This window comes from Proteocatella sp. QWL-06 (assembly GCF_058684135.1).
In genome coordinates, this window is sequence record NZ_CM178755.1 from 2,590,973 (window position 1) to 2,609,350 (window position 18,378).

Genomic DNA, 18,378 nt, shown 5'->3' on the forward strand with positions numbered 1-18,378 from the left:
CCATAGTAAACGCTCTTGAAGTTCGCTCCTGAGTTTCCAGGCCGAAATTGCAGTAAGCCCGGACGGGATTCTACCGTTACATGGATAAGACATCAGGCCATGCCTCGTGTCCGAAAGAGCTGAGTTAGTATATAACTAATTAGGGTGGTACCGCGAAATTAATACCTTCGTCCCTTTGTGGGATGGAGGTTTTTTTATACTCAAAAATAAGGAGGAAACAAAAATGTACTGGAATGAATATTACGAATGTATGGATCACAGCGAGCTAGAAAAGATACAGCTCGAGAGGCTCAAGGCCACTCTCGAGAGAGTGTATTACAATGTAAAGCCATACAGAGAGCTGATGCAGAAGGAAAACCTGAGACCCGAAGACATCAATACACTGGAGGATCTCAAAAAGCTGCCCTTTATGAAAAAACAGTTTCTCAGAGATAACTATCCATACGGGCTTTTTGCGACTCCAATGGAAGAAGTAGTGAGGATCCATTCATCCTCAGGAACCTCAGGAAAGCCTACAGTAGTGGGATACACGAGAAACGACATAAACAACTGGTCAGAGATGGTAGCAAGGAGTTTCACCATGGCAGGCGTAAAAAAGCATGACATAATCCACAACTCATACGGCTACGGGCTCTTCACGGGAGGGATGGGGATACACTATGGAGCAGAAAAACTCGGCGCATCCATAGTCCCTGTATCAGGAGGAAATACAAAGCGCCAGGTGATGCTGATGAACGACTATCAGTGCTCGGTGCTCGCATGCACACCTTCCTATGCCCTCTATCTCGCAGAAGAGATGAGCAAAGAAGGCCTCACCGCAGAAAGCTCAAAGCTGAAATATGGAATATTCGGAGCAGAGCCATGGTCAGAGAATATGAGGAGCGAGATAGAGCATAAGCTTGGAATCACAGCGCTTGACATATACGGAATGAGCGAGCTCATGGGACCGGGAGTAGCAATGGAATGTACAGAGAAAAACGGCCTGCACGTAGCTGAGGACCATTTTATAATAGAGACTATAGACCCAAATACCGGTGAAGTCCTTCCATACGGTGAAGAGGGCGAGATAGTATTCACATCCCTCACAAAAGAAGCCTTCCCGATAATAAGATACAGGACAGGCGACATCAGCCGCATATATACCGAAAAATGCGCATGCGGAAGGACCCATTACAGGCTCGCAAGGATAGAAGGAAGAAGCGATGACATGCTCATAATAAGAGGAGTCAACGTATATCCATCCCAGATAGAGCATGAACTTCTTTCCGTAGAAGGCATAGAGCCCCATTATCAGCTCGTTGTCAGCAAGCAGGGAGTGCTTGATACCCTGGAGGTACAGGTTGAAGTCTCACAGAGGATTTCATCAGGAGATGCAAACAGCCTTTCCTCGCTTTCGAACCACATACGCAAAAAGCTCGAGAGCTCGCTTGGGATATCAGTCTTCGTGAGCCTCATGGAATCAGGAACGATAGCAAGGAGCGAAGGCAAGGCAAACCGCATAATCAGAAAAGTAAGCTGAAAAACCAATTAAAAAGGAGAAAACATATGAACACTATAGCAAGAAATATCGTAGAAATGATCGACCAGATGACGCCAGAGCAGCAGATGATGATTTATGATGCAGTAAGGGATATGGTGGCAGATCCTAACCAGAGCCCTGAAGAAAAGGAGATAAAGAGCAAGTACAGCCTCGACTGCCTGGACTGCTGGTAGGATTACAATAATCTGAAGGGGCTACTTATTACCAATCAGGCTCAGTATTTTCTCGATCGACCCCGCCGGATCTTCCTCCATGAAATCTACGAAAGGGATTGCGAGATCGTGTTCCTTCATGAGATTTGAAAACTCATTCATGAATACGCCGGGAGAGGGCTCAAGGCGTGAAGAGTCAAGCTGAAGCTGCACAGTATCTATGCAGAGCTCTCCGCCGTAGCTGGAGTTTGAAAAAGACCCTGAATAGCCGCAGCTGGGGCTTCCGTAGACAGATATCACCGCAGCGATCCTGTATCCGTTTTTGAGATAGTCTTCTACTTCCTGAATGAGTGGAATCAGCATCTTCCTGCACTGAGACCTGAAATGAGGATTGTCAAACTGCTCCCTCGACTGGCCCCAGCGCCTGTTTCCATAGACCCTGTTCTCAGGGCATGGAAGCTGGATTATGCCATAGCCGTTTTCGAAGATTACATTCAGGAGGTCCTGCTCACATGCGGGCCTCGGGCTGAAACCGGAAACCTTTGAATTTGTGTTGCACAGACAGTGCGAGATCAGCACCATCTTCTTGTTTCTTATATCCATGAAATACCTCTCTTTTACAATAAATATATATCTGTAATCTGTATAAATCAGTTAATAAGATATTAGCATATATGAAGGGCTTCGTCATGTACTGGTTCATTTGATTTATCTATAATCGTGATTTGATAATTCAATTAGACTGTGCAGTCTGTACATGTTAATATTACAGAGGATACAGCAATTATAAAGGAGAGAAAAAATGAAAACGACAAAGACGCAGATGCTCACCCTGAGCGCACTCGCAGTAGTTATAAACATCGTGCTTGGAATGACAGTCTCAGGACTCAAGATTCCGCTGCTTTTCCTTGATACACTTGGAACGATAGTAATCGCTGCAATTTTTGGACCGGCATACGGAATGATGGTGGGTTTTGTTACAAACTTCATGACATCAGTAATAGGAGGAAGCTTCTCAAGCCTTCCGTTCGCACTCGTAAGTATAGCGATTGCACTCATAGTGGGACTTATCGCAAAGAAATACAAAAAATTCGACTACAAGATCGCACTGATAACAGGACTCATAATCTCAGTAGTAGCTCCACTGATAGGAACACCTATAAGCGTGCTTCTTTTCGGAGGACTCACAGGAGGCGGAACAGACCTAATGGTAGCGGCGCTTCTGGCGAGTGGAGAAAAAATATTTGCAGCATCCTTCATCACAAGGATCGCATCCAACCTCGTTGACAAGATACTCAGCTGCCTGATAGCAGCATTTGTGATAGATAAATATCTGAAAAAGAGATCCACAATACTTGAATAGTCACAAGTATCCTCATATGATAAAGCCGCAGTCATCCATAAGTGACCTGCGGCTGTTTTTTTGTTATAATGGTATAAACAAAGGAGGTCAAAAATGTCGAAAAAAGAAATATCGGAAGAAAGAAAAGCACTCTATTACGGTGGGATGGTTGTTTCGGGTATTGGACTGTTACTGTTTCTGTCCGCCTTTTTAAGCTTCATGAATCCGGCTTCAATGCTTATGGGAAGCTCTCCGGGCTCATTCATTATGAGGCCTTTCATAGGGATCATAATGATAGCGGCCGGCGGATTCATGCGGACCGTTGCCGTGCGTGGAGTTGCGGGCTCTGGAATGGTGCTTGATCCCAAAAAGGCAAGAGAGGACCTCAGTCCCTGGAGTTCTATGGCAGGCGGAATCATAAAGGATGCGCTCGATGAGACGGATTTAGTTTCAGAAAAGGAAAAAGAAGTTATAAAGATAAGATGCACAGCCTGCTCAGCGCTCAATGACGAGGATGCGACTTTCTGCAAGAAGTGCGGAAAAAAGATATAGACAATAAAAATGCTCCCTCTGCAGGAAACAGGATTTTAGATCCAACTGTTTCTCCAGCATGGGAGCATTTTTTATATTATACAGATGTTAATCTACCCGAAGCGTACTGAATTTTTTATCATAATATCTTATATAGTCCTCTTCTATTTTGAAATCATTATCCGCAGTTTTCCTGAACAGAAGCTGTCCCTTGTCTGAAAATTCAAAGCTACTGCCGTCTCCAGACTTAGCAGTATAGGTCATAATATAATCATAAGCAACAGTGTCATCCTCGGTTTTAGCTGATTTAAGTTCTATTTTCAGATTTTCAACAGAAACGATATTATTGTTTCTAAAGAATCTGAGGCGGGCGCTGTAGATATTATTATTCAAAAAACTCTCATAGCCGCTTTCGGTGAAATACTGCTTATAGTTTTCATCCAGATAAAGGTACATTTCAGCTGCTTTTTCTTCAAGCGCCTGTTCGCCAGAGCCGCTTATATCTATGGCGCCGATATCTATATGAAGGAGCTTCTCCAGATATTCTGAGGACATTTCAGACAGACCGGCATACGGACTTGACGCACATGAAGACAGCACAATCAAAAAAGACGTAAAAACGATTATAACTGAGATTCTACGTCAGTACTTTATAAACCACCCTCAAAGCATTGATAAATATACGTTCCTTCAAAATTCAGCTTTCACCCATTGGGTGAAAGAAAAATGCTCAAAAATGTGTTGAATTATCAGCTTTTATGAGTCGATATATGGTACAATAATAGTAACAAAAGCAGAAAAAGGGGTTTAAATTATGATTAATAAAATTGATTTCACAGCTAAGAATCTAACATCAAATGCAGGTCTTTTTCTTCTCCTTGAGAACGCAAAAAGTAATGAGATTTTTGATCTAGTTGAAGATGACCTCGTATTTGATAATGACTCCACAAATAAAATCAAGATGAATCATATAAAGACGATGATCTGTGGTCACTTTATTGGTATAGACAAGCTAGAACGTCTAAAGCTCCTTCAAAATGATCCACTCGTTAATGAATTTGATATTTCCGTAAAAGAACCTGAAACAGTGTCACGATTTTTAGGAAACTTCACCTTTAAGACAACACAAATGTTTAGAGACATTAATTTTAAAGTCTTTAAAAAACTGCTCACTAAAAGTAAATTGACATCCATTACGATTGATATTGATAGTAGTGTAATCAACGTAGAAGGTCATCAAGAAGGTGCATCAAAAGGATATAATCCCAAGAAACTAGGAAACCGATGCTACAATATCCAGTTTGCATTTTGCGACGAATTAAAAGCCTACGTCACCGGATTTGTAAGAAGTGGCAATACTTACACAGCTAACGGTGCATCTGAAATGATCAAAGAAATAGTAGCCAACATCAAAACAGATGATTTAGAGATTTTATTTCGAATGGATAGTGGCTACTTTGATGAAAAAATTATTGAAACGATAGAATCTCTTGGTTGCAAATATTTAATTAAAGCCAAAAGTTATTCTACGCTTGCATCCCAAGCAACGAATTCATCGGTTGTATTCGTTAAAGGTGAAGAAGGCAGAGAAACTACAGAACTGTTTACAAAATTAGATAACTGGGAGAAAGACAGAAGGTTTGTTGTGTCTCGGGTACTGAAACCAGAAAAAGAAAGAGCACAAATATCACTTTTAGAAGTCTCTGAGTACGAATACTTTTTCTTTGTGACAAACACTACATTGCTTTCTGAAAAAGTAGTTATATCCTATGAAAAACGTGGCAATGCTGAGAACTATATTAAAGAAGCCAAATACGACATGGCGGTGGGTCATCTTTTACTTAAATCATTTTGGGCAAATGAAGCGGTGTTTCAAATGATGATGCTTTCATATAACCTGTTTTTGTTGTTCAAGATTGATTCCTTAGAGCCTTCAGAATACAGACAGCAAATAAAGACCTTTCGTTTGAAGTATGTATTTCTTGCAGCCAAAATCATTAAAACCGCAAGAACTGTAATTATGAATTTGTCAGAAAACTATCCGTACAAGGAAGTGTATGAAAAATGTCTGGTATAATAAATATATCATCTTGAAAATCGAGTGTTGCTCTGTGGATAACTTGCAGGGTTTAATAAGTATCTTTACTCAAAAGTTGCAATCAATAATTTATTGAAAAAGATTGAAAGGTGGTGGTAAATAATGTTACAATGTGGGAGTATCAGTTTAAATTCTTCGTGAAATAGTGTTCTTTTAAGCTAATAAAAAATGCACGTGGAATTTAGGTAAGTATCTATTTAAAAGGAGTTAATAAATATGCGGCAAGGTATTCTTAAATAAACTGTCAATTTGATAGTGGGAACAAATAATTGGATGTCCTTTTTTAGGAGGGCTTAGTTTTTTGTACCCAGTTTAAGAATACCTTTATCATGTGATTCTAAAGTATCCGGAGAATATCTGTATGCTTTGTATGCCTATGGTTATGCATAAAAATCCCAGTGATAAGAGTATTTATCACTGGGATTTTTATGCCCTTTTGGGCTTTTGAATGGAGGAAAATCACATGAAAATTATTAATATTGGAGTTTTAGCTCATGTTGATGCGGGAAAAACTACCTTAACAGAAAGCTTATTATATAACAGTGGAGCGATTACAGAATTAGGAAGCGTGGACAGAGGTACAACGAAAACGGATAATACGCTTTTAGAACGTCAGAGAGGAATTACAATTCAGACGGCGATAACCTCTTTTCAGTGGAAAAATACTAAGATGAACATCATAGACACGCCAGGACATATGGATTTTTTAGCAGAAGTATATCGTTCATTATCAGTATTAGATGGGGCAATTCTACTGATTTCTGCAAAAGATGGCGTACAAGCACAAACTCGTATATTGTTTCATGCACTTAGGAAAATAGGTATTCCCACAATCTTTTTTATCAATAAGATTGACCAAAATGGAATTGATTTATCAACGGTTTATCAGGATATTAAAGAGAAACTTTCTGCGGAAATTGTAATCAAACAGAAGGTAGAACTGCATCCTAATATGCGTGTAATGAACTTTACCGAATCTGAACAATGGGATATGGTAATAGAAGGAAATGATTACCTTTTGGAGAAATATACGTCTGGGAAATTATTGGAAGCATTAGAACTCGAACAAGAGGAAAGCATAAGATTTCATAATTGTTCCCTGTTCCCTGTTTATCACGGAAGTGCAAAAAACAATATAGGGATTGATAACCTTATAGAAGTGATTACGAATAAATTTTATTCATCAACACATCGAGGTCAGTCTGAACTTTGCGGAAAAGTTTTCAAAATTGAGTATTCGGAAAAAAGACAGCGTCTTGCATATATACGTCTTTATAGTGGCGTACTGCATTTGCGAGATTCGGTTAGAATATCGGAAAAGGAAAAAATAAAAATTACAGAAATGTATACTTCAATAAATGGTGAATTATGTAAAATTGATAAGGCTTATTCCGGGGAAATTGTTATTTTGCAGAATGAGTTTTTGAAGTTAAATAGTGTTCTTGGAGATACAAAGCTATTGCCACAGAGAGAGAGAATTGAAAATCCCCTCCCTCTGCTGCAAACGACTGTTGAACCGAGCAAACCTCAACAAAGGGAAATGTTACTTGATGCACTTTTAGAAATCTCCGACAGTGACCCGCTTCTGCGATATTATGTGGATTCTGCGACACATGAAATCATACTTTCTTTCTTAGGGAAAGTACAAATGGAAGTGACTTGTGCTCTGCTGCAAGAAAAGTATCATGTGGAGATAGAAATAAAAGAGCCTACAGTCATTTATATGGAAAGACCGTTAAAAAAAGCAGAGTATACCATTCACATCGAAGTTCCACCGAATCCTTTCTGGGCTTCCATTGGTCTATCTGTAGCACAGCTTCCATTAGGGAGCGGAGTACAGTATGAGAGCTCGGTTTCTCTTGGATACTTAAATCAATCGTTTCAAAATGCAGTTATGGAGGGGATACGCTATGGCTGTGAACAAGGATTGTATGGTTGGAATGTGACGGACTGTAAAATCTGTTTTAAGTATGGCTTATACTATAGCCCTGTTAGTACCCCAGCAGATTTTCGGATGCTTGCTCCTATTGTATTGGAACAAGTCTTAAAAAAAGCTGGAACAGAATTGTTAGAGCCATATCTTAGTTTTAAAATTTATGCGCCACAGGAATATCTTTCACGAGCATACAACGATGCTCCTAAATATTGTGCGAACATCGTAGACACTCAATTGAAAAATAATGAGGTCATTCTTAGTGGAGAAATCCCTGCTCGGTGTATTCAAGAATATCGTAGTGATTTAACTTTCTTTACAAATGGACGTAGTGTTTGTTTAACAGAGTTAAAAGGGTACCATGTTACTACCGGTGAACCTGTTTGCCAGCCCCGTCGTCCAAATAGTCGGATAGATAAAGTACGATATATGTTCAATAAAATAACTTAGTGTATTTTATGTTGTTATATAAATATGGTTTCTTGTTAAATAAGATGAAATATTCTTTAATAAAGATTTGAATTAAAGTGTAAAGGAGGAGATAGTTATTATAAACTACAAGTGGATATTGTGTCCTGTATGTGGAAATAAAACACGATTAAAGATAAGGGAAGATACTGAATTAAAAAAATTCCCCCTCTATTGTCCGAAATGCAGACAAGAAAATTTAATTGAAATAAAGCAGTTCAAAGTAACTGTGATTACAGAGCCAGACGCAAAGACGCAGAGCCGATAAAATGAGATTAATACAATCTCATTTTATCGGCTCTTTCCGTTATGTATGGATTCTTTTAATTAGTCTTCGATGTTTCTTGCTTCGTTGATACCGCTGGCTAAAGATTCCATTAAGGATAGTTCTTTGTCTGTAAAGCTATCCATGTATTTCTCTATCTGTAATCGTCGGGTGCTTTTTACCAAGTTATTAGCAGGTAAGAAAAATTCATCAACGGAAACATGAAGTAACGATACAAGGTCATAAAGAACTTGTATGCTGGGGTGTTGCCCCTTATTTTCAATATTAGTTAAGTAACGTGGGTCAATTTCAATCAATGCTCCCACTTGTTCACGAGTTAAACCTCGTTTCAATCGAGCTTCTTTAATGGCTAAACCAAAGGCTCTAAAATCATATTTATCTTCTTTTTTACGCATAGTAGACCACCTCTATACATTTTACTGTTCCTATTGAATTAGAAACAGGTATAGAAAAACATGTTATATAGTTTATAGGTTCATATTTAATAAAAAGCACTACTAAACGCCAATAAAAAAAACCGTTATATGGTAGTGCTATTTATGCTGTTAAAATATTGTATCTTACTTCCAAATGGCGGTTTGTTGGAGGTCAAAGTCGCCATGAAGTATATCACATACAATCAAGTTCCCCACATTGAGTATTTATCAAAAAAAGTCGTCTATCTGCAATAGATAAGTACGTCCACCAATGTGGTTTTATAAATCATATAGATAGAAAAATAAAAGCATGTAAACAGAGAAATCAATTATAAGATATGATTTTCTCATTAATCTGTCCTCCATGCAGTCTAAGCCTGATTAACCGTTTCTTTATATCTCAGGCTTTTAAAAATGCAGCTGAGTATATAATAAGAAAAGAAAATGACCGTAAATATTTCCCTGTTTGAAAATCCTGATAGCTGAGCTATGTACCTTCCTGCAAGCACTGCGATTATGCCAGTGTACATATCGAATTTTCCAGGATGTTCAAGCTGCCTGAAAAAATATTCAAGTCTGGCATTCTTCCATCTTGATTCATTCCGATTCACCAGCGGTTTCATAGCATACAAAGCTGCGACTGCAGCCAGTGCAATCGGTATGGCAATCTTGTCGCTCAGAATAGAAAATAGAGGGTTAAGTATTAGCAGAAACAGCACTGCGGAAAGCATTATCAGATCATTGGCCTTGTTCATGACACAAACTCCTTTCAATTATACAAAATAACTGTACTGACTACAAACGCTTGGTTAAAACCCCAAAGGGCATAATAAAACCTCCGATATAATGTTGGCTGGCAAGGAATTTAAGGTGTGTAAGCCATGCCTGATGAGCAAGAACATAATCACTTCTTGGCCTGAACCACACACTCATCAGGAACAAACCCAGCCCAAACTGAATTACAAAAATTATCAGGCTTAGTATAATTTGATTATTCCTGTTTTGAACATTTTTCACAGACATATGTGTAAAAATCAGTAATGTGAAACTCAGGATATATAACGGAGCAACTTTTGATATTGGCGCCATTTCATCTTTAATGTATATTGACAGAAAGAACATATACAATGATACACTCACAAAACTAATAATAATAAGCTGACGCAGACTTAGATTTTTCATACTTATCTTCGATTTCCAGGACAAGCGCATTAAAAGAATACCTCCTAATCTACTTTTCTGATCCTCATTATAAACGGTGAAAGCATCAGAATACATATACCCGTTCCTGTTATTATATACTCAATCTTTACCGCATCCCCGAGCGGCCCGAACAGCAGCATTCCAAGAGGCATAACGGCGGATATTATTATCTGCACGAATGAAAACACACGTCCCAGCATATGCTCCTCGACATTTTCCTGGATAAGCACAGTCTCTGCCGTAGCAAACAGGGGCATGAATATTCCTGAGATGAACATTATGACAAGATAAACCCATATGTTTCCTGCAAATCCTATCATCATGAAAGTTATCCCAAATCCCACGGAGCTGAGCGTCATGGTTGCCAGCTTGTTCTTGAATCCTCCCCATACAGAAATTATTATCCCGCCAAGTATAGAGCCCGAAGTCCACACGATTTCATTTGCCGTGAGCTTCCACACTTCAGGCCCAAAGCTTCTCTCCACCATTATAGGTGACAGAAACGCTGCCGGAGTCACGAGAAAGAAGAACAGCATGTAGAAGACAAGCAGATCTCGAATCATCGGATTGTTCTTTATATATTCAAATCCTTCCCTCATGAAAGCAAGGGTCGAAGCCTCTTCACCTTCAGCTGAGTCATCCTTTTCGCGCATGTTCTCATACTTGAGAAGCGCCATTATAAGCACGGCGGCAAAAGCTGTAAACACATCTACATAAAGCGCTGCAGCGAATCCCATGGTTCCAAGCAGTGCCCCGCCGGCCGCAGGAGAAGCTATGAGAAGCACGGACGTAAGCGAAGAGTTTATGCCGTTTACCCTCGTCAGCTTGTCCTCTGGAACCAGCTGCGGAAGGATTGCGCTCACCGCAGGAAGCTGTATTCCCGTACCTATCGACCTTATGGCATTTACCAGGAAAATCATGCCCAGGCTGTAGCTGCCTCTTGCGAGAAATATCGCGAGAAAAAGGCTGGCCAGCGCAGACATCGTGTCGGATAGCATTATTATGACCTTGCGGTTGTATCTGTCCGCCCAGACTCCGGCAAACAGAGATATGAAAATCTGCGGCAGGAATGACGTTATTATCGAAAGCGTCATCACCTTTGCAGAAGAAGTCTCAAGCGTTATGTGCCAGATTATGGCATAGCTTACTATCGAAGACCCGAAAATAGAGAACATCTGGCTTACGAGAAAAATGGCCGTCTTCTGCTTCCAGGTTTCTGATTCATAGTTAAAAAATCTGCTCATATATTTCTTCCTTTACTATTTTTTTCCAGTATAACCTGAAAAAACCACCCGTACAATCATTTTGCAAAAACGCTTTGACTTTTAAGCGGAAGAAAGGCATAATTATAATGTGTAGAGAATTATCGTTGTGATATAATTTTTGAAATTTTAAATAAATAGTGGGGTCGTATATGGACAAGAACAGAGTAGGAAATATAAAACGAGAGTTTGATATAATTGTTCGGAAGGAAGAAGATTCTGATGTTGAATTCTGGTTTGCAAGAGAATTGATGACTCTGTTGGGTTACGGTAGATGGGAAAACTTTGAAAATGCTGTCACTCGCTCAATGGTTTCATGTGAAACCTCTGGTATTGAAGTAACAGACCATTTTCGTGAGGTCACGAAAATGGTTCAGCTGGGAAGCGGATCAAAAAGAAGAATAAAGGATTATATGTTGACAAGATATGCTTGTTATCTGATTGCGATGAATGGAGATCCAAAGAAAGAAGAAATTGCATTTGCCCAAAGCTATTTTGCAGTACAGTCAAGAAAACAGGAAATAATTGAAGAAAGAATAACGTATATTGAGCGAATGGAAGCGCGGGGTAGGCTAAAAGAATCGGAGAAAAGATTATCACAGAATATTTATGAAAGAGGCGTAGATGACTCGGGATTCGGGCGAATACGTGCAAAAGGAGACAGTGCATTATTTGGTGGAAACAGCACTCAGGAAATGAAAAACAAATTCAATATAAAAGAGCATCGCCCATTGGCTGATTTTTTACCTACACTGACTATTGCCGCTAAGAATCTTGCCACTGAGATGACAAATTATAATGTTGAAGAGAAAGATTTGCAGGGAGAGGCCCCTATTACAGATGAACATGTTCAAAATAATAAAACTGTTCGTAATATGCTGGGGGAAAGGGGTATTAAACCAGAAGAGCTCCCGCCATCTGAAGATATAAAAAAATTAGAAAGACGAGTAAGAACACAGGAGAAAAAAATTGCTTCTCAATCGGGTAAACTACCTGGAAATTATGATGAAGAATGACCCATAAAACTCGTATCGCTCACAAATCAAAAAATACAATATAAAAGAAAGAGGGATGACATGAACTATCAGGAAGTAATCGCAAACGCAAAAAAGAACATAGGACCACACTGCAAAGTCTGTCCACAGTGCAATGGAGTAGCCTGCAAGGGCGTAATACCAGGACCTGGAGGAAAGGCAAGCGGAATAGGATTCATAAGAAACTTTCAGGCCTTCAAGGATGTCGCGCTCAACATGGATACACTGCATGATGTAACAGATCCGGATATTTCAATAGAGCTTTTTGGAAAGAAATTCGACCTCCCGGTATTTGCAGCCCCAGTAGGCGCAGTTCAGCTTCACTACAGCGACCTGTATGATGACCTCAGATACTCTGAAATCATAGTAAAAGGAAGCAAGAATGCAGGAAGCGTAGGATTCACAGGTGACGGAGTAGATCCAAGGGTATTTGACGGCACAGCCGATTCCATAAGAGAATGCGGCGGACACGGAATCCCTACTATCAAGCCGTGGAGCAGAGATGAGGTAATCGAAAAGATAAGGACATCAGAGGCAGCCGGAGCCATGGCCGTAGCTATGGACGTTGACGCAGCCGGCCTTGCAATACTTGCAGCACAGGGAAAACCAGTATATCCGGTATCAGAAGAAGTGCTTCGCCAGATAATATCCTCAACGGAGCTTCCATTCATAGTAAAGGGAATAATGACGGCAGAGGCAGCGGTAAAGGCAGCTGATGCAGGCGCATATGCGATAATCGTATCAAACCACGGAGGAAGAGTGCTCGATGACACTATGTCAACTCTCAGCGTGCTTCCTGAGATAGTAAGCGCAGTAAAGGGAAGGATGAAGATATTCATAGACGGCGGAGTGAGGACAGGCCTGGATGTATTCAAGGCAATCGCTCTTGGAGCAGACGCAGTGCTCATGGCGAGACCATTCGTGACCGCAGTATACGGTGGCGCAGAAGAAGGCGTGGAGCTTCTCTACAGACAGATTGGCTCAGATCTCAAGAACGCGATGCTGATGACAGGCTGCGCAGATCTTTCATCCATAAGCGAGAAGCACGTAAGGAAAGCATAGAAAATTCAAAAAATAAGGCATCAGACCCTATTGACAAATCTTTGACAATAACATAAAATAATAATAATCGACCCAGATTATTATTTTTACGCTGAAAAAATGCTCTTCCAGAAGGCAAAGGAAATCCTGACCCTGATGGAACAGCACTGCTTTCGGCAATACATAAGATGATTTCTGGCAAAACTCAATACCTATAATCTTTCTGATAGCCTAAGGGGTAACAGCCTGGGATAAAGTTGATTTTACAGAGTACAGCTGCAGAGATCCGTCTGCCTGTTAATTATATCTGCTTATCGACACATCAGAAATGATGTGTTTTTTATTTCACAAAATAGAAAACATATGAATATAGAAACAGGAAACATATAAATCTTAAAATCGGAGGAAAAATGGATACAAGAATCGCAGTGGTGAGCATAATAGTAGAAGACATGGAGAGCAGCGTCCCTACAAACGAGCTGCTTCACGAATTCTCACAGTACATAGTAGGAAGGATGGGGATTCCATACAGGCAGAGAGGCATCAGCATAATATCAGTAGTAGTGGACGCACCTCAGAATGTGATCAGCAGCCTTTCGGGAAAACTGGGAATGATAGATGGAATAAGCGTAAAGGTAACCGTATCAAAGACACCATAAAACAGCGCTGCAAGACAGGAGGCAGGATGAATAGAAACATTATAGACCAGATGACTGAAGGCTATGTACCCGATCGCGAAGAGCTGACAGAGCTCCTTAAGGGAGGCTCCGATGAATATCTCTTTGAAAAGGCAAACGAGCTCACGATGAGAGTAAAAGGAAAAAAAGTAGATATCAGAGCCATACTCGAATTCTCGAGCTACTGCAGATGCAGGTGCATATACTGCGGGCTCAGAGCGGACAACACAAATGCTCAGCGCTACAGGCTTTCAGCGGATGACATAGTAAACACGACCCTGGAGGCAGCGCAGGCGGGCTACAGGACGATAGTGCTTCAGTCAGGAGAAGACCCGTTCTACACACAGGAAATGATCTGCGACATAGTAAGAAGGATAAAGGCCGGCTCCGACATAGCAATCACGCTCAGCATAGGCGAGAGGCCATACAGCGAGCTCAGCGCGATGAGAGAAGCGGGCGCAGACCGTTTCCTGCTCAAGCACGAGACCTCAGATCCAGAGCTTTATGAGCATATCCACAAAGGAGATCATCTCAGCGACCGCACTGGCTGCCAGAAAAACCTCAAGACCCTGGGCTACGAGACCGGAGGCGGATTCATGATAGGGCTTCCGGGACAGACGCTCGACACCATAGCAGGAGACCTGCTTCTCATAAGAGAGATAGGGTGCGAGATGGCAGGGATTGGGCCGTTCATATCCCACGAACAGACCCCGCTCGCAGGAGAGAAAAACGGAGATCCGCTTCTTACGAGAAGGACCGTCGCACTGGCAAGGCTGCTGCTTCCATCGGCAAACCTTCCGGCCACCACGTCGCTTGGAGTAATTGACAGATCTCAGCTCGACCTCATATTCTCAAATGGGGCCAATGTAATAATGCGAAAGGTGACCCCGTGGAGCGAGAGGACCAAATATGAGATATATCCGACGAATTTCGGAGAAGAAAAAGACATACTTACCGCAAGAAAAGAACTCGAACAATATATAGAATCGCTCGACAGGATTCCCGTTTAGAAAAGGAGAACTAATATGTACAATTCAAGATCAATGAAAGCAACTGAATTCATCAGCCATGATGAGATACTCAGCACATTAGAATATGCAAAGCAGAACAGCTCAAACAGAGAGCTCATAGACTCGATACTCGAAAAAGCCGCAAATTACGAAGGTCTTGACTACAGAGAGGTGGCAGTTCTCCTCAGGGCTCAGGACAGTGAGACTGTAGCAAAGATACATGCTACTGCGGCAAAAATAAAGGAGCATATATATGGCAACAGGATCGTAATGTTCGCGCCGCTGTATCTTTCGAATTACTGCGTAAATGAGTGCAGATACTGCGGATACCACAATTCCAACTGTGAGATGACAAGAAAAAAACTAACTCAGGAGGAAATAGAAAAAGAAGTCATAGCCCTTCAGGACATGGGCCACAAGCGTCTTGCGCTGGAGCTGGGAGAGGACCCTGTAAACAGCTCGCTCGAGTACCTGCTTGAGAGCATAAAGACCATATATTCCATAAAGCATGACAACGGAGAGATCAGGAGAGTAAACGTAAACATCGCCGCTACCAGCGTAGAAGATTACAGAAAGCTGAAAGAAGCAGGAATCGGAACCTACATCCTTTTCCAGGAGACCTACAACAGGGACACCTATGAATACATGCATCCAAAAGGACCAAAGCACAACTACGCATACCATACAGAAGCTATGGACAGAGCGATGGAGGCTGGGCTCGATGACGTAGGAATAGGAGTACTGCTTGGACTCCATGATGACTACCATTATGACGCAGTAGGCATGATGCTTCACGTAAAGCACCTTGAGGACACCTTCGGCGTTGGCCCTCACACTATGAGCTTCCCGAGGATAAGAGCGGCAAGCGAAGTGGAGCTTTCCCAGTACAGCGGCATAACGGACGAAAAATTCTACAACCTGGTAGCGATATTCAGGCTTGCGGTGCCATACACAGGCATAATAATATCCACAAGAGAGACCATGGAGAGCAGAGCAGACCTTCTGAAGCTCGGAGTTTCACAGCTTAGCGGAGGCTCATGCACAGGCGTAGGCGGATATGACGAGATGGCAAAGCTCGAAAAAGTAAACACGTCACAGTTTGACGTAGAAGACCACAGGACTCTTGATGAGATAACCCTCGATCTTGCAAAGAACGGCTACATCCCGAGCTTCTGCACCGCATGCTACAGAGAAGGCAGGACCGGAGACAGATTTATGGCCCTGGCCAAAGTTGGCCAGATAGGAAATGTCTGTCAGCCAAACGCCCTTATGACGCTTCAGGAATACCTGATGGACTACGCTTCGCCGGAGACGAAGGAAATTGGAGAAAAAGTCATCAGAGAGCAGGCGGCAAAGATACCAAATCCGGAGATGAAAGAGAAGACAGCTCAGTGGCTCGAGAGGATAAGAAACGGAGAAAGAGACTTCAGAGTATAATATGAAGTTGAATATATTTTTACAGGAGGAGACATGGCAGTAAACGAACTGAACAATACCCCGAATGCGCTGAGGCTTCACATAGCGATATTCGGACGAAGAAACAGCGGCAAGTCCTCGCTCATAAATGCGATCTCAAATCAGAAGACCGCGCTCGTGAGCGATGTGGCCGGGACCACCACAGACCCCGTATACAGGCCTATAGAGATACATCCCCTTGGCCCCTGCGTGCTCATAGACACGGCAGGCTTTGACGATGAGGGAGACCTGGGGCTCATGAGAGTCGAAAAGACCAGAGAGGTCATCTCAAAGACAGACCTTGCAGTCATGACAGTAGTAGCAGGCCAGAAGGACTTTTCAGAAGAAATCGAGTGGATGGGATATCTCGAAGAAAAAAAGATACCTGTCCTGCTTACGATAAACAAGCTGGATACAGTAACTGCGCCGCCCGATCCAGCCGCCCATAGTTCAGACCTTCCGGAAATGCTTGCCAATCTTCCGGCGGTAATGGTGAGCGCAAGAGAAGGCATTAATATAGAAGGCTTCAGGCAGAAGCTCATAGAAATAGCCCCTTCAGAATATGAGCTGGATTCCATAACGGGCCATCTCATAAAAGACGGAGATCATGTGCTGCTTGTCGCGCCACAGGATATACAGGCCCCAAAGGGAAGGCTCATACTTCCTCAGATACAGACCATCAGAGACCTGCTCGACCACAAGGCTCTGGTATCAGTGGTCACCACGGACAAACTGGAGGAGAGCCTTGCGCTTTACAAAAATCCGCCAAAGCTTATAATAACCGATTCGCAGGTATTCAGATATGTAAAGGACCGATGCCCGAAAGAGTCTATGCTAACATCATTCTCAGTACTGATGGCAAGATACAAGGGCGACATAGACGAATTCGTAAGAGGAGCCTCTGCCATAGACAGCCTCAGCGAGGACAGCCACATACTGATACTCGAGGCCTGCAGCCACAATCCGCTTGATGGAGACATAGGAAGGATAAAGATTCCGGGGATGCTGAAAAAGAGATTCGGAGAAAATATAAGCTTCACGTGGAAAAGCGGAAATGACATACCGGAAAACGTCTCAGGCTTTGATCTTGTCATCCACTGCGGCGGCTGCATGCTCAACCGCAAAAACGTAATATCAAGGATAAAAAGATGCACGGACCAGCAGGTTCCGGTCACGAACTACGGAGTTTTTATAGCTCACATGAGTGGGATACTCCCAGATGTGGTATATTAAATAATATAACCATAAAAAGAGCCGTATTTGCTCAACATCCGGGAGGCCGCAATTATGAAAGCTGTATCTAGATCCAAAGAATTTCATTCATCATACAATAAATTGATTTCACTGCTCATGATAATCATTATATCGTCAGCATTTATTTCAGGTTGCGCCCTGCTTCCTGTAAAAGATTCGGTGCAGGACTTTACAAAGGGATATCTGGGCAGGGTACTAAGCGAGAGCCTTGAAAAGTCAGGCGAAGATTTCCCGGGAGAGGGAGATCAGGCAGAGCCGGCGCTTCAGAAGTATCTTGAAAATGAATTTGGAAAATACTTCACAGAATCAGGCCTTGAAAAATTCGAAACTGAGGGAGTATTTGCGAGAAGGCTCGAGTATTTCAGGGAAAATGACACAAAGAAGATACTCAACGTGATAATTTCGGTGAGCCTCAGCGAGGGAAGCAATGAAGATGAGGAAAAGGCATCATACGATTACAACATAGAATATTATGCGATAGACTCAAAAAACGGCTCCCACAAAGTTACCGAGAGCGGAGTGATTGAGATAATAAAGGAGCGCAAGGGAAAATATATCATAGACTCAGACACTCTGAACAGGGAGTAAGAAATACGAAATACGGGATCAATTGATCCCGTATTTTTTTGATCAGCCCTTAAAACATTTGCCAACGCTGTCGATATTAATGATATAA

General features: G+C 41.8%; 20 protein-coding genes and 1 other annotated feature (1 of these 21 running past the window's edge). Of the genes, 15 read left to right on the forward strand and 5 right to left on the reverse strand.

Going from position 1 to position 18,378, the window contains the following annotated elements:
• Positions 1-178 (forward strand) — a binding site (T-box leader) (it extends 75 nt beyond the left edge of the window).
• Between the two features lie 45 nt (positions 179-223).
• Entirely contained in the window at positions 224-1,519 is a 1,296-nt protein-coding gene (locus tag AC4PGZ_RS12310; RefSeq protein ID WP_492158902.1) for a phenylacetate--CoA ligase family protein, read from the forward strand.
• A 26-nt stretch (positions 1,520-1,545) separates the two neighbouring features.
• Positions 1,546-1,713, forward strand: a complete 168-nt coding sequence (locus AC4PGZ_RS12315) for a hypothetical protein (RefSeq protein WP_492158903.1) — start codon at positions 1,546-1,548, stop codon at positions 1,711-1,713.
• Positions 1,714-1,734: 21 nt separating this feature from the next.
• Here AC4PGZ_RS12315 and AC4PGZ_RS12320 read toward each other — a convergent pair whose 3' ends face one another.
• Positions 1,735-2,295: a CD3072 family TudS-related putative desulfidase gene (locus tag AC4PGZ_RS12320; protein WP_492158904.1), complete on the reverse strand. Its 561-nt coding sequence runs from the start codon at positions 2,293-2,295 to the stop codon at positions 1,735-1,737.
• A 199-nt stretch (positions 2,296-2,494) separates the two neighbouring features.
• Here AC4PGZ_RS12320 and AC4PGZ_RS12325 point away from each other — a divergent pair, with 199 nt between their 5' ends.
• Both AC4PGZ_RS12325 and AC4PGZ_RS12330 read left to right on the forward strand, forming a co-directional pair.
• On the forward strand, positions 2,495-3,055 hold the full coding sequence (locus tag AC4PGZ_RS12325; RefSeq protein ID WP_492158905.1) for a CD3073 family putative ECF transporter S component: 561 nt from the start codon (positions 2,495-2,497) through the stop codon (positions 3,053-3,055).
• Between the two features lie 93 nt (positions 3,056-3,148).
• A complete protein-coding gene (locus tag AC4PGZ_RS12330; RefSeq protein WP_492158906.1) occupies positions 3,149-3,586 on the forward strand; it encodes a hypothetical protein in 438 nt (145 codons plus the stop codon).
• An 87-nt stretch (positions 3,587-3,673) separates the two neighbouring features.
• Here AC4PGZ_RS12330 and AC4PGZ_RS12335 read toward each other — a convergent pair whose 3' ends face one another.
• Positions 3,674-4,120 carry a hypothetical protein gene (locus AC4PGZ_RS12335; RefSeq protein ID WP_492158907.1) on the reverse strand — a complete coding sequence of 149 codons (447 nt, stop codon included), beginning with the start codon at positions 4,118-4,120 and terminating at the stop codon, positions 3,674-3,676.
• A gap of 259 nt (positions 4,121-4,379) precedes the next feature.
• Between AC4PGZ_RS12335 and AC4PGZ_RS12340 the strand changes: the two genes are divergently transcribed.
• The 4 genes from AC4PGZ_RS12340 to AC4PGZ_RS12355 all read left to right on the forward strand — a co-directional run bounded on the left by AC4PGZ_RS12340 (position 4,380) and on the right by AC4PGZ_RS12355 (position 8,332).
• Complete coding sequence (locus tag AC4PGZ_RS12340) at positions 4,380-5,642, forward strand: IS1380-like element ISEnca1 family transposase (protein ID WP_492157829.1); 1,263 nt, start codon at positions 4,380-4,382, stop codon at positions 5,640-5,642.
• 391 nt (positions 5,643-6,033) lie between these two features.
• A complete protein-coding gene (locus AC4PGZ_RS12345) occupies positions 6,034-6,111 on the forward strand; it encodes a tetracycline resistance determinant leader peptide (protein ID WP_078372222.1) in 78 nt (25 codons plus the stop codon).
• A 15-nt stretch (positions 6,112-6,126) separates the two neighbouring features.
• Entirely contained in the window at positions 6,127-8,046 is a 1,920-nt protein-coding gene (gene tet(M), locus AC4PGZ_RS12350) for a tetracycline resistance ribosomal protection protein Tet(M) (RefSeq protein WP_026389858.1), read from the forward strand.
• Positions 8,047-8,164: 118 nt separating this feature from the next.
• Complete coding sequence (locus AC4PGZ_RS12355) at positions 8,165-8,332, forward strand: cysteine-rich KTR domain-containing protein (RefSeq protein ID WP_000336323.1); 168 nt, start codon at positions 8,165-8,167, stop codon at positions 8,330-8,332.
• Between the two features lie 59 nt (positions 8,333-8,391).
• Here AC4PGZ_RS12355 and AC4PGZ_RS12360 read toward each other — a convergent pair whose 3' ends face one another.
• The 3 genes from AC4PGZ_RS12360 to AC4PGZ_RS12370 all read right to left on the reverse strand — a co-directional run bounded on the left by AC4PGZ_RS12360 (position 8,392) and on the right by AC4PGZ_RS12370 (position 11,213).
• Positions 8,392-8,745: a helix-turn-helix transcriptional regulator gene (locus AC4PGZ_RS12360; protein WP_001227347.1), complete on the reverse strand. Its 354-nt coding sequence runs from the start codon at positions 8,743-8,745 to the stop codon at positions 8,392-8,394.
• Between the two features lie 392 nt (positions 8,746-9,137).
• Positions 9,138-9,521, reverse strand: coding sequence for a hypothetical protein (locus AC4PGZ_RS12365; protein ID WP_492158908.1), 384 nt, complete (start codon positions 9,519-9,521; stop codon positions 9,138-9,140).
• A 471-nt stretch (positions 9,522-9,992) separates the two neighbouring features.
• Positions 9,993-11,213 (reverse strand): MFS transporter, encoded by a 1,221-nt coding sequence (locus tag AC4PGZ_RS12370; protein ID WP_492158910.1) that lies wholly within the window; start codon positions 11,211-11,213, stop codon positions 9,993-9,995.
• Positions 11,214-11,383: 170 nt separating this feature from the next.
• On the opposite strand from AC4PGZ_RS12370, the gene dinD reads away from it, so the two are divergent.
• From dinD to AC4PGZ_RS12405, 7 genes are all read left to right on the forward strand, one after another.
• Complete coding sequence (gene dinD / locus AC4PGZ_RS12375) at positions 11,384-12,247, forward strand: DNA damage-inducible protein D (protein ID WP_492158912.1); 864 nt, start codon at positions 11,384-11,386, stop codon at positions 12,245-12,247.
• Positions 12,248-12,307: 60 nt separating this feature from the next.
• On the forward strand, positions 12,308-13,327 hold the full coding sequence (locus tag AC4PGZ_RS12380; RefSeq protein ID WP_492158913.1) for an alpha-hydroxy-acid oxidizing protein: 1,020 nt from the start codon (positions 12,308-12,310) through the stop codon (positions 13,325-13,327).
• A gap of 389 nt (positions 13,328-13,716) precedes the next feature.
• Positions 13,717-13,965, forward strand: coding sequence for a TM1266 family iron-only hydrogenase system putative regulator (locus tag AC4PGZ_RS12385; RefSeq protein WP_492158914.1), 249 nt, complete (start codon positions 13,717-13,719; stop codon positions 13,963-13,965).
• Between the two features lie 26 nt (positions 13,966-13,991).
• Entirely contained in the window at positions 13,992-14,993 is a 1,002-nt protein-coding gene (gene hydE, locus AC4PGZ_RS12390; RefSeq protein ID WP_492158915.1) for a [FeFe] hydrogenase H-cluster radical SAM maturase HydE, read from the forward strand.
• A 15-nt stretch (positions 14,994-15,008) separates the two neighbouring features.
• On the forward strand, positions 15,009-16,430 hold the full coding sequence (gene hydG, locus AC4PGZ_RS12395; RefSeq protein WP_492158916.1) for a [FeFe] hydrogenase H-cluster radical SAM maturase HydG: 1,422 nt from the start codon (positions 15,009-15,011) through the stop codon (positions 16,428-16,430).
• Between the two features lie 33 nt (positions 16,431-16,463).
• The gene (gene hydF / locus AC4PGZ_RS12400) at positions 16,464-17,681 is read left to right on the forward strand and encodes a [FeFe] hydrogenase H-cluster maturation GTPase HydF (protein ID WP_492158917.1); all 1,218 of its coding nucleotides are present in this window, start codon (positions 16,464-16,466) and stop codon (positions 17,679-17,681) included.
• A 54-nt stretch (positions 17,682-17,735) separates the two neighbouring features.
• Entirely contained in the window at positions 17,736-18,290 is a 555-nt protein-coding gene (locus tag AC4PGZ_RS12405; RefSeq protein ID WP_492158919.1) for a hypothetical protein, read from the forward strand.
• Positions 18,291-18,378 lie beyond the last annotated feature (88 nt).

Excerpts from the sequence above, each read along its gene's own strand:
- AC4PGZ_RS12365 (WP_492158908.1), bottom strand. The coding sequence starts at position 9,521 with ATGAACAAGGCCAATGATCTGATAATGCTTTCCGCAGTGCTGTTTCTG.
- AC4PGZ_RS12345 (WP_078372222.1), top strand. The coding sequence starts at position 6,034 with ATGCCTATGGTTATGCATAAAAATCCCAGTGATAAGAGTATTTATCAC.
- AC4PGZ_RS12385 (WP_492158914.1), top strand. The coding sequence starts at position 13,717 with ATGGATACAAGAATCGCAGTGGTGAGCATAATAGTAGAAGACATGGAG.
- AC4PGZ_RS12310 (WP_492158902.1), top strand. The coding sequence starts at position 224 with ATGTACTGGAATGAATATTACGAATGTATGGATCACAGCGAGCTAGAA.
- AC4PGZ_RS12370 (WP_492158910.1), bottom strand. The coding sequence starts at position 11,213 with ATGAGCAGATTTTTTAACTATGAATCAGAAACCTGGAAGCAGAAGACG.
- hydG (WP_492158916.1), top strand. The coding sequence starts at position 15,009 with ATGTACAATTCAAGATCAATGAAAGCAACTGAATTCATCAGCCATGAT.
- hydF (WP_492158917.1), top strand. The coding sequence starts at position 16,464 with ATGGCAGTAAACGAACTGAACAATACCCCGAATGCGCTGAGGCTTCAC.
- AC4PGZ_RS12335 (WP_492158907.1), bottom strand. The coding sequence starts at position 4,120 with ATGTCCTCAGAATATCTGGAGAAGCTCCTTCATATAGATATCGGCGCC.
- AC4PGZ_RS12340 (WP_492157829.1), top strand. The coding sequence starts at position 4,380 with ATGATTAATAAAATTGATTTCACAGCTAAGAATCTAACATCAAATGCA.
- AC4PGZ_RS12380 (WP_492158913.1), top strand. The coding sequence starts at position 12,308 with ATGAACTATCAGGAAGTAATCGCAAACGCAAAAAAGAACATAGGACCA.
- AC4PGZ_RS12330 (WP_492158906.1), top strand. The coding sequence starts at position 3,149 with ATGTCGAAAAAAGAAATATCGGAAGAAAGAAAAGCACTCTATTACGGT.
- AC4PGZ_RS12360 (WP_001227347.1), bottom strand. The coding sequence starts at position 8,745 with ATGCGTAAAAAAGAAGATAAATATGATTTTAGAGCCTTTGGTTTAGCC.
- AC4PGZ_RS12405 (WP_492158919.1), top strand. The coding sequence starts at position 17,736 with ATGAAAGCTGTATCTAGATCCAAAGAATTTCATTCATCATACAATAAA.
- AC4PGZ_RS12320 (WP_492158904.1), bottom strand. The coding sequence starts at position 2,295 with ATGGATATAAGAAACAAGAAGATGGTGCTGATCTCGCACTGTCTGTGC.
- dinD (WP_492158912.1), top strand. The coding sequence starts at position 11,384 with ATGGACAAGAACAGAGTAGGAAATATAAAACGAGAGTTTGATATAATT.
- AC4PGZ_RS12315 (WP_492158903.1), top strand. The coding sequence starts at position 1,546 with ATGAACACTATAGCAAGAAATATCGTAGAAATGATCGACCAGATGACG.
- hydE (WP_492158915.1), top strand. The coding sequence starts at position 13,992 with ATGAATAGAAACATTATAGACCAGATGACTGAAGGCTATGTACCCGAT.
- AC4PGZ_RS12325 (WP_492158905.1), top strand. The coding sequence starts at position 2,495 with ATGAAAACGACAAAGACGCAGATGCTCACCCTGAGCGCACTCGCAGTA.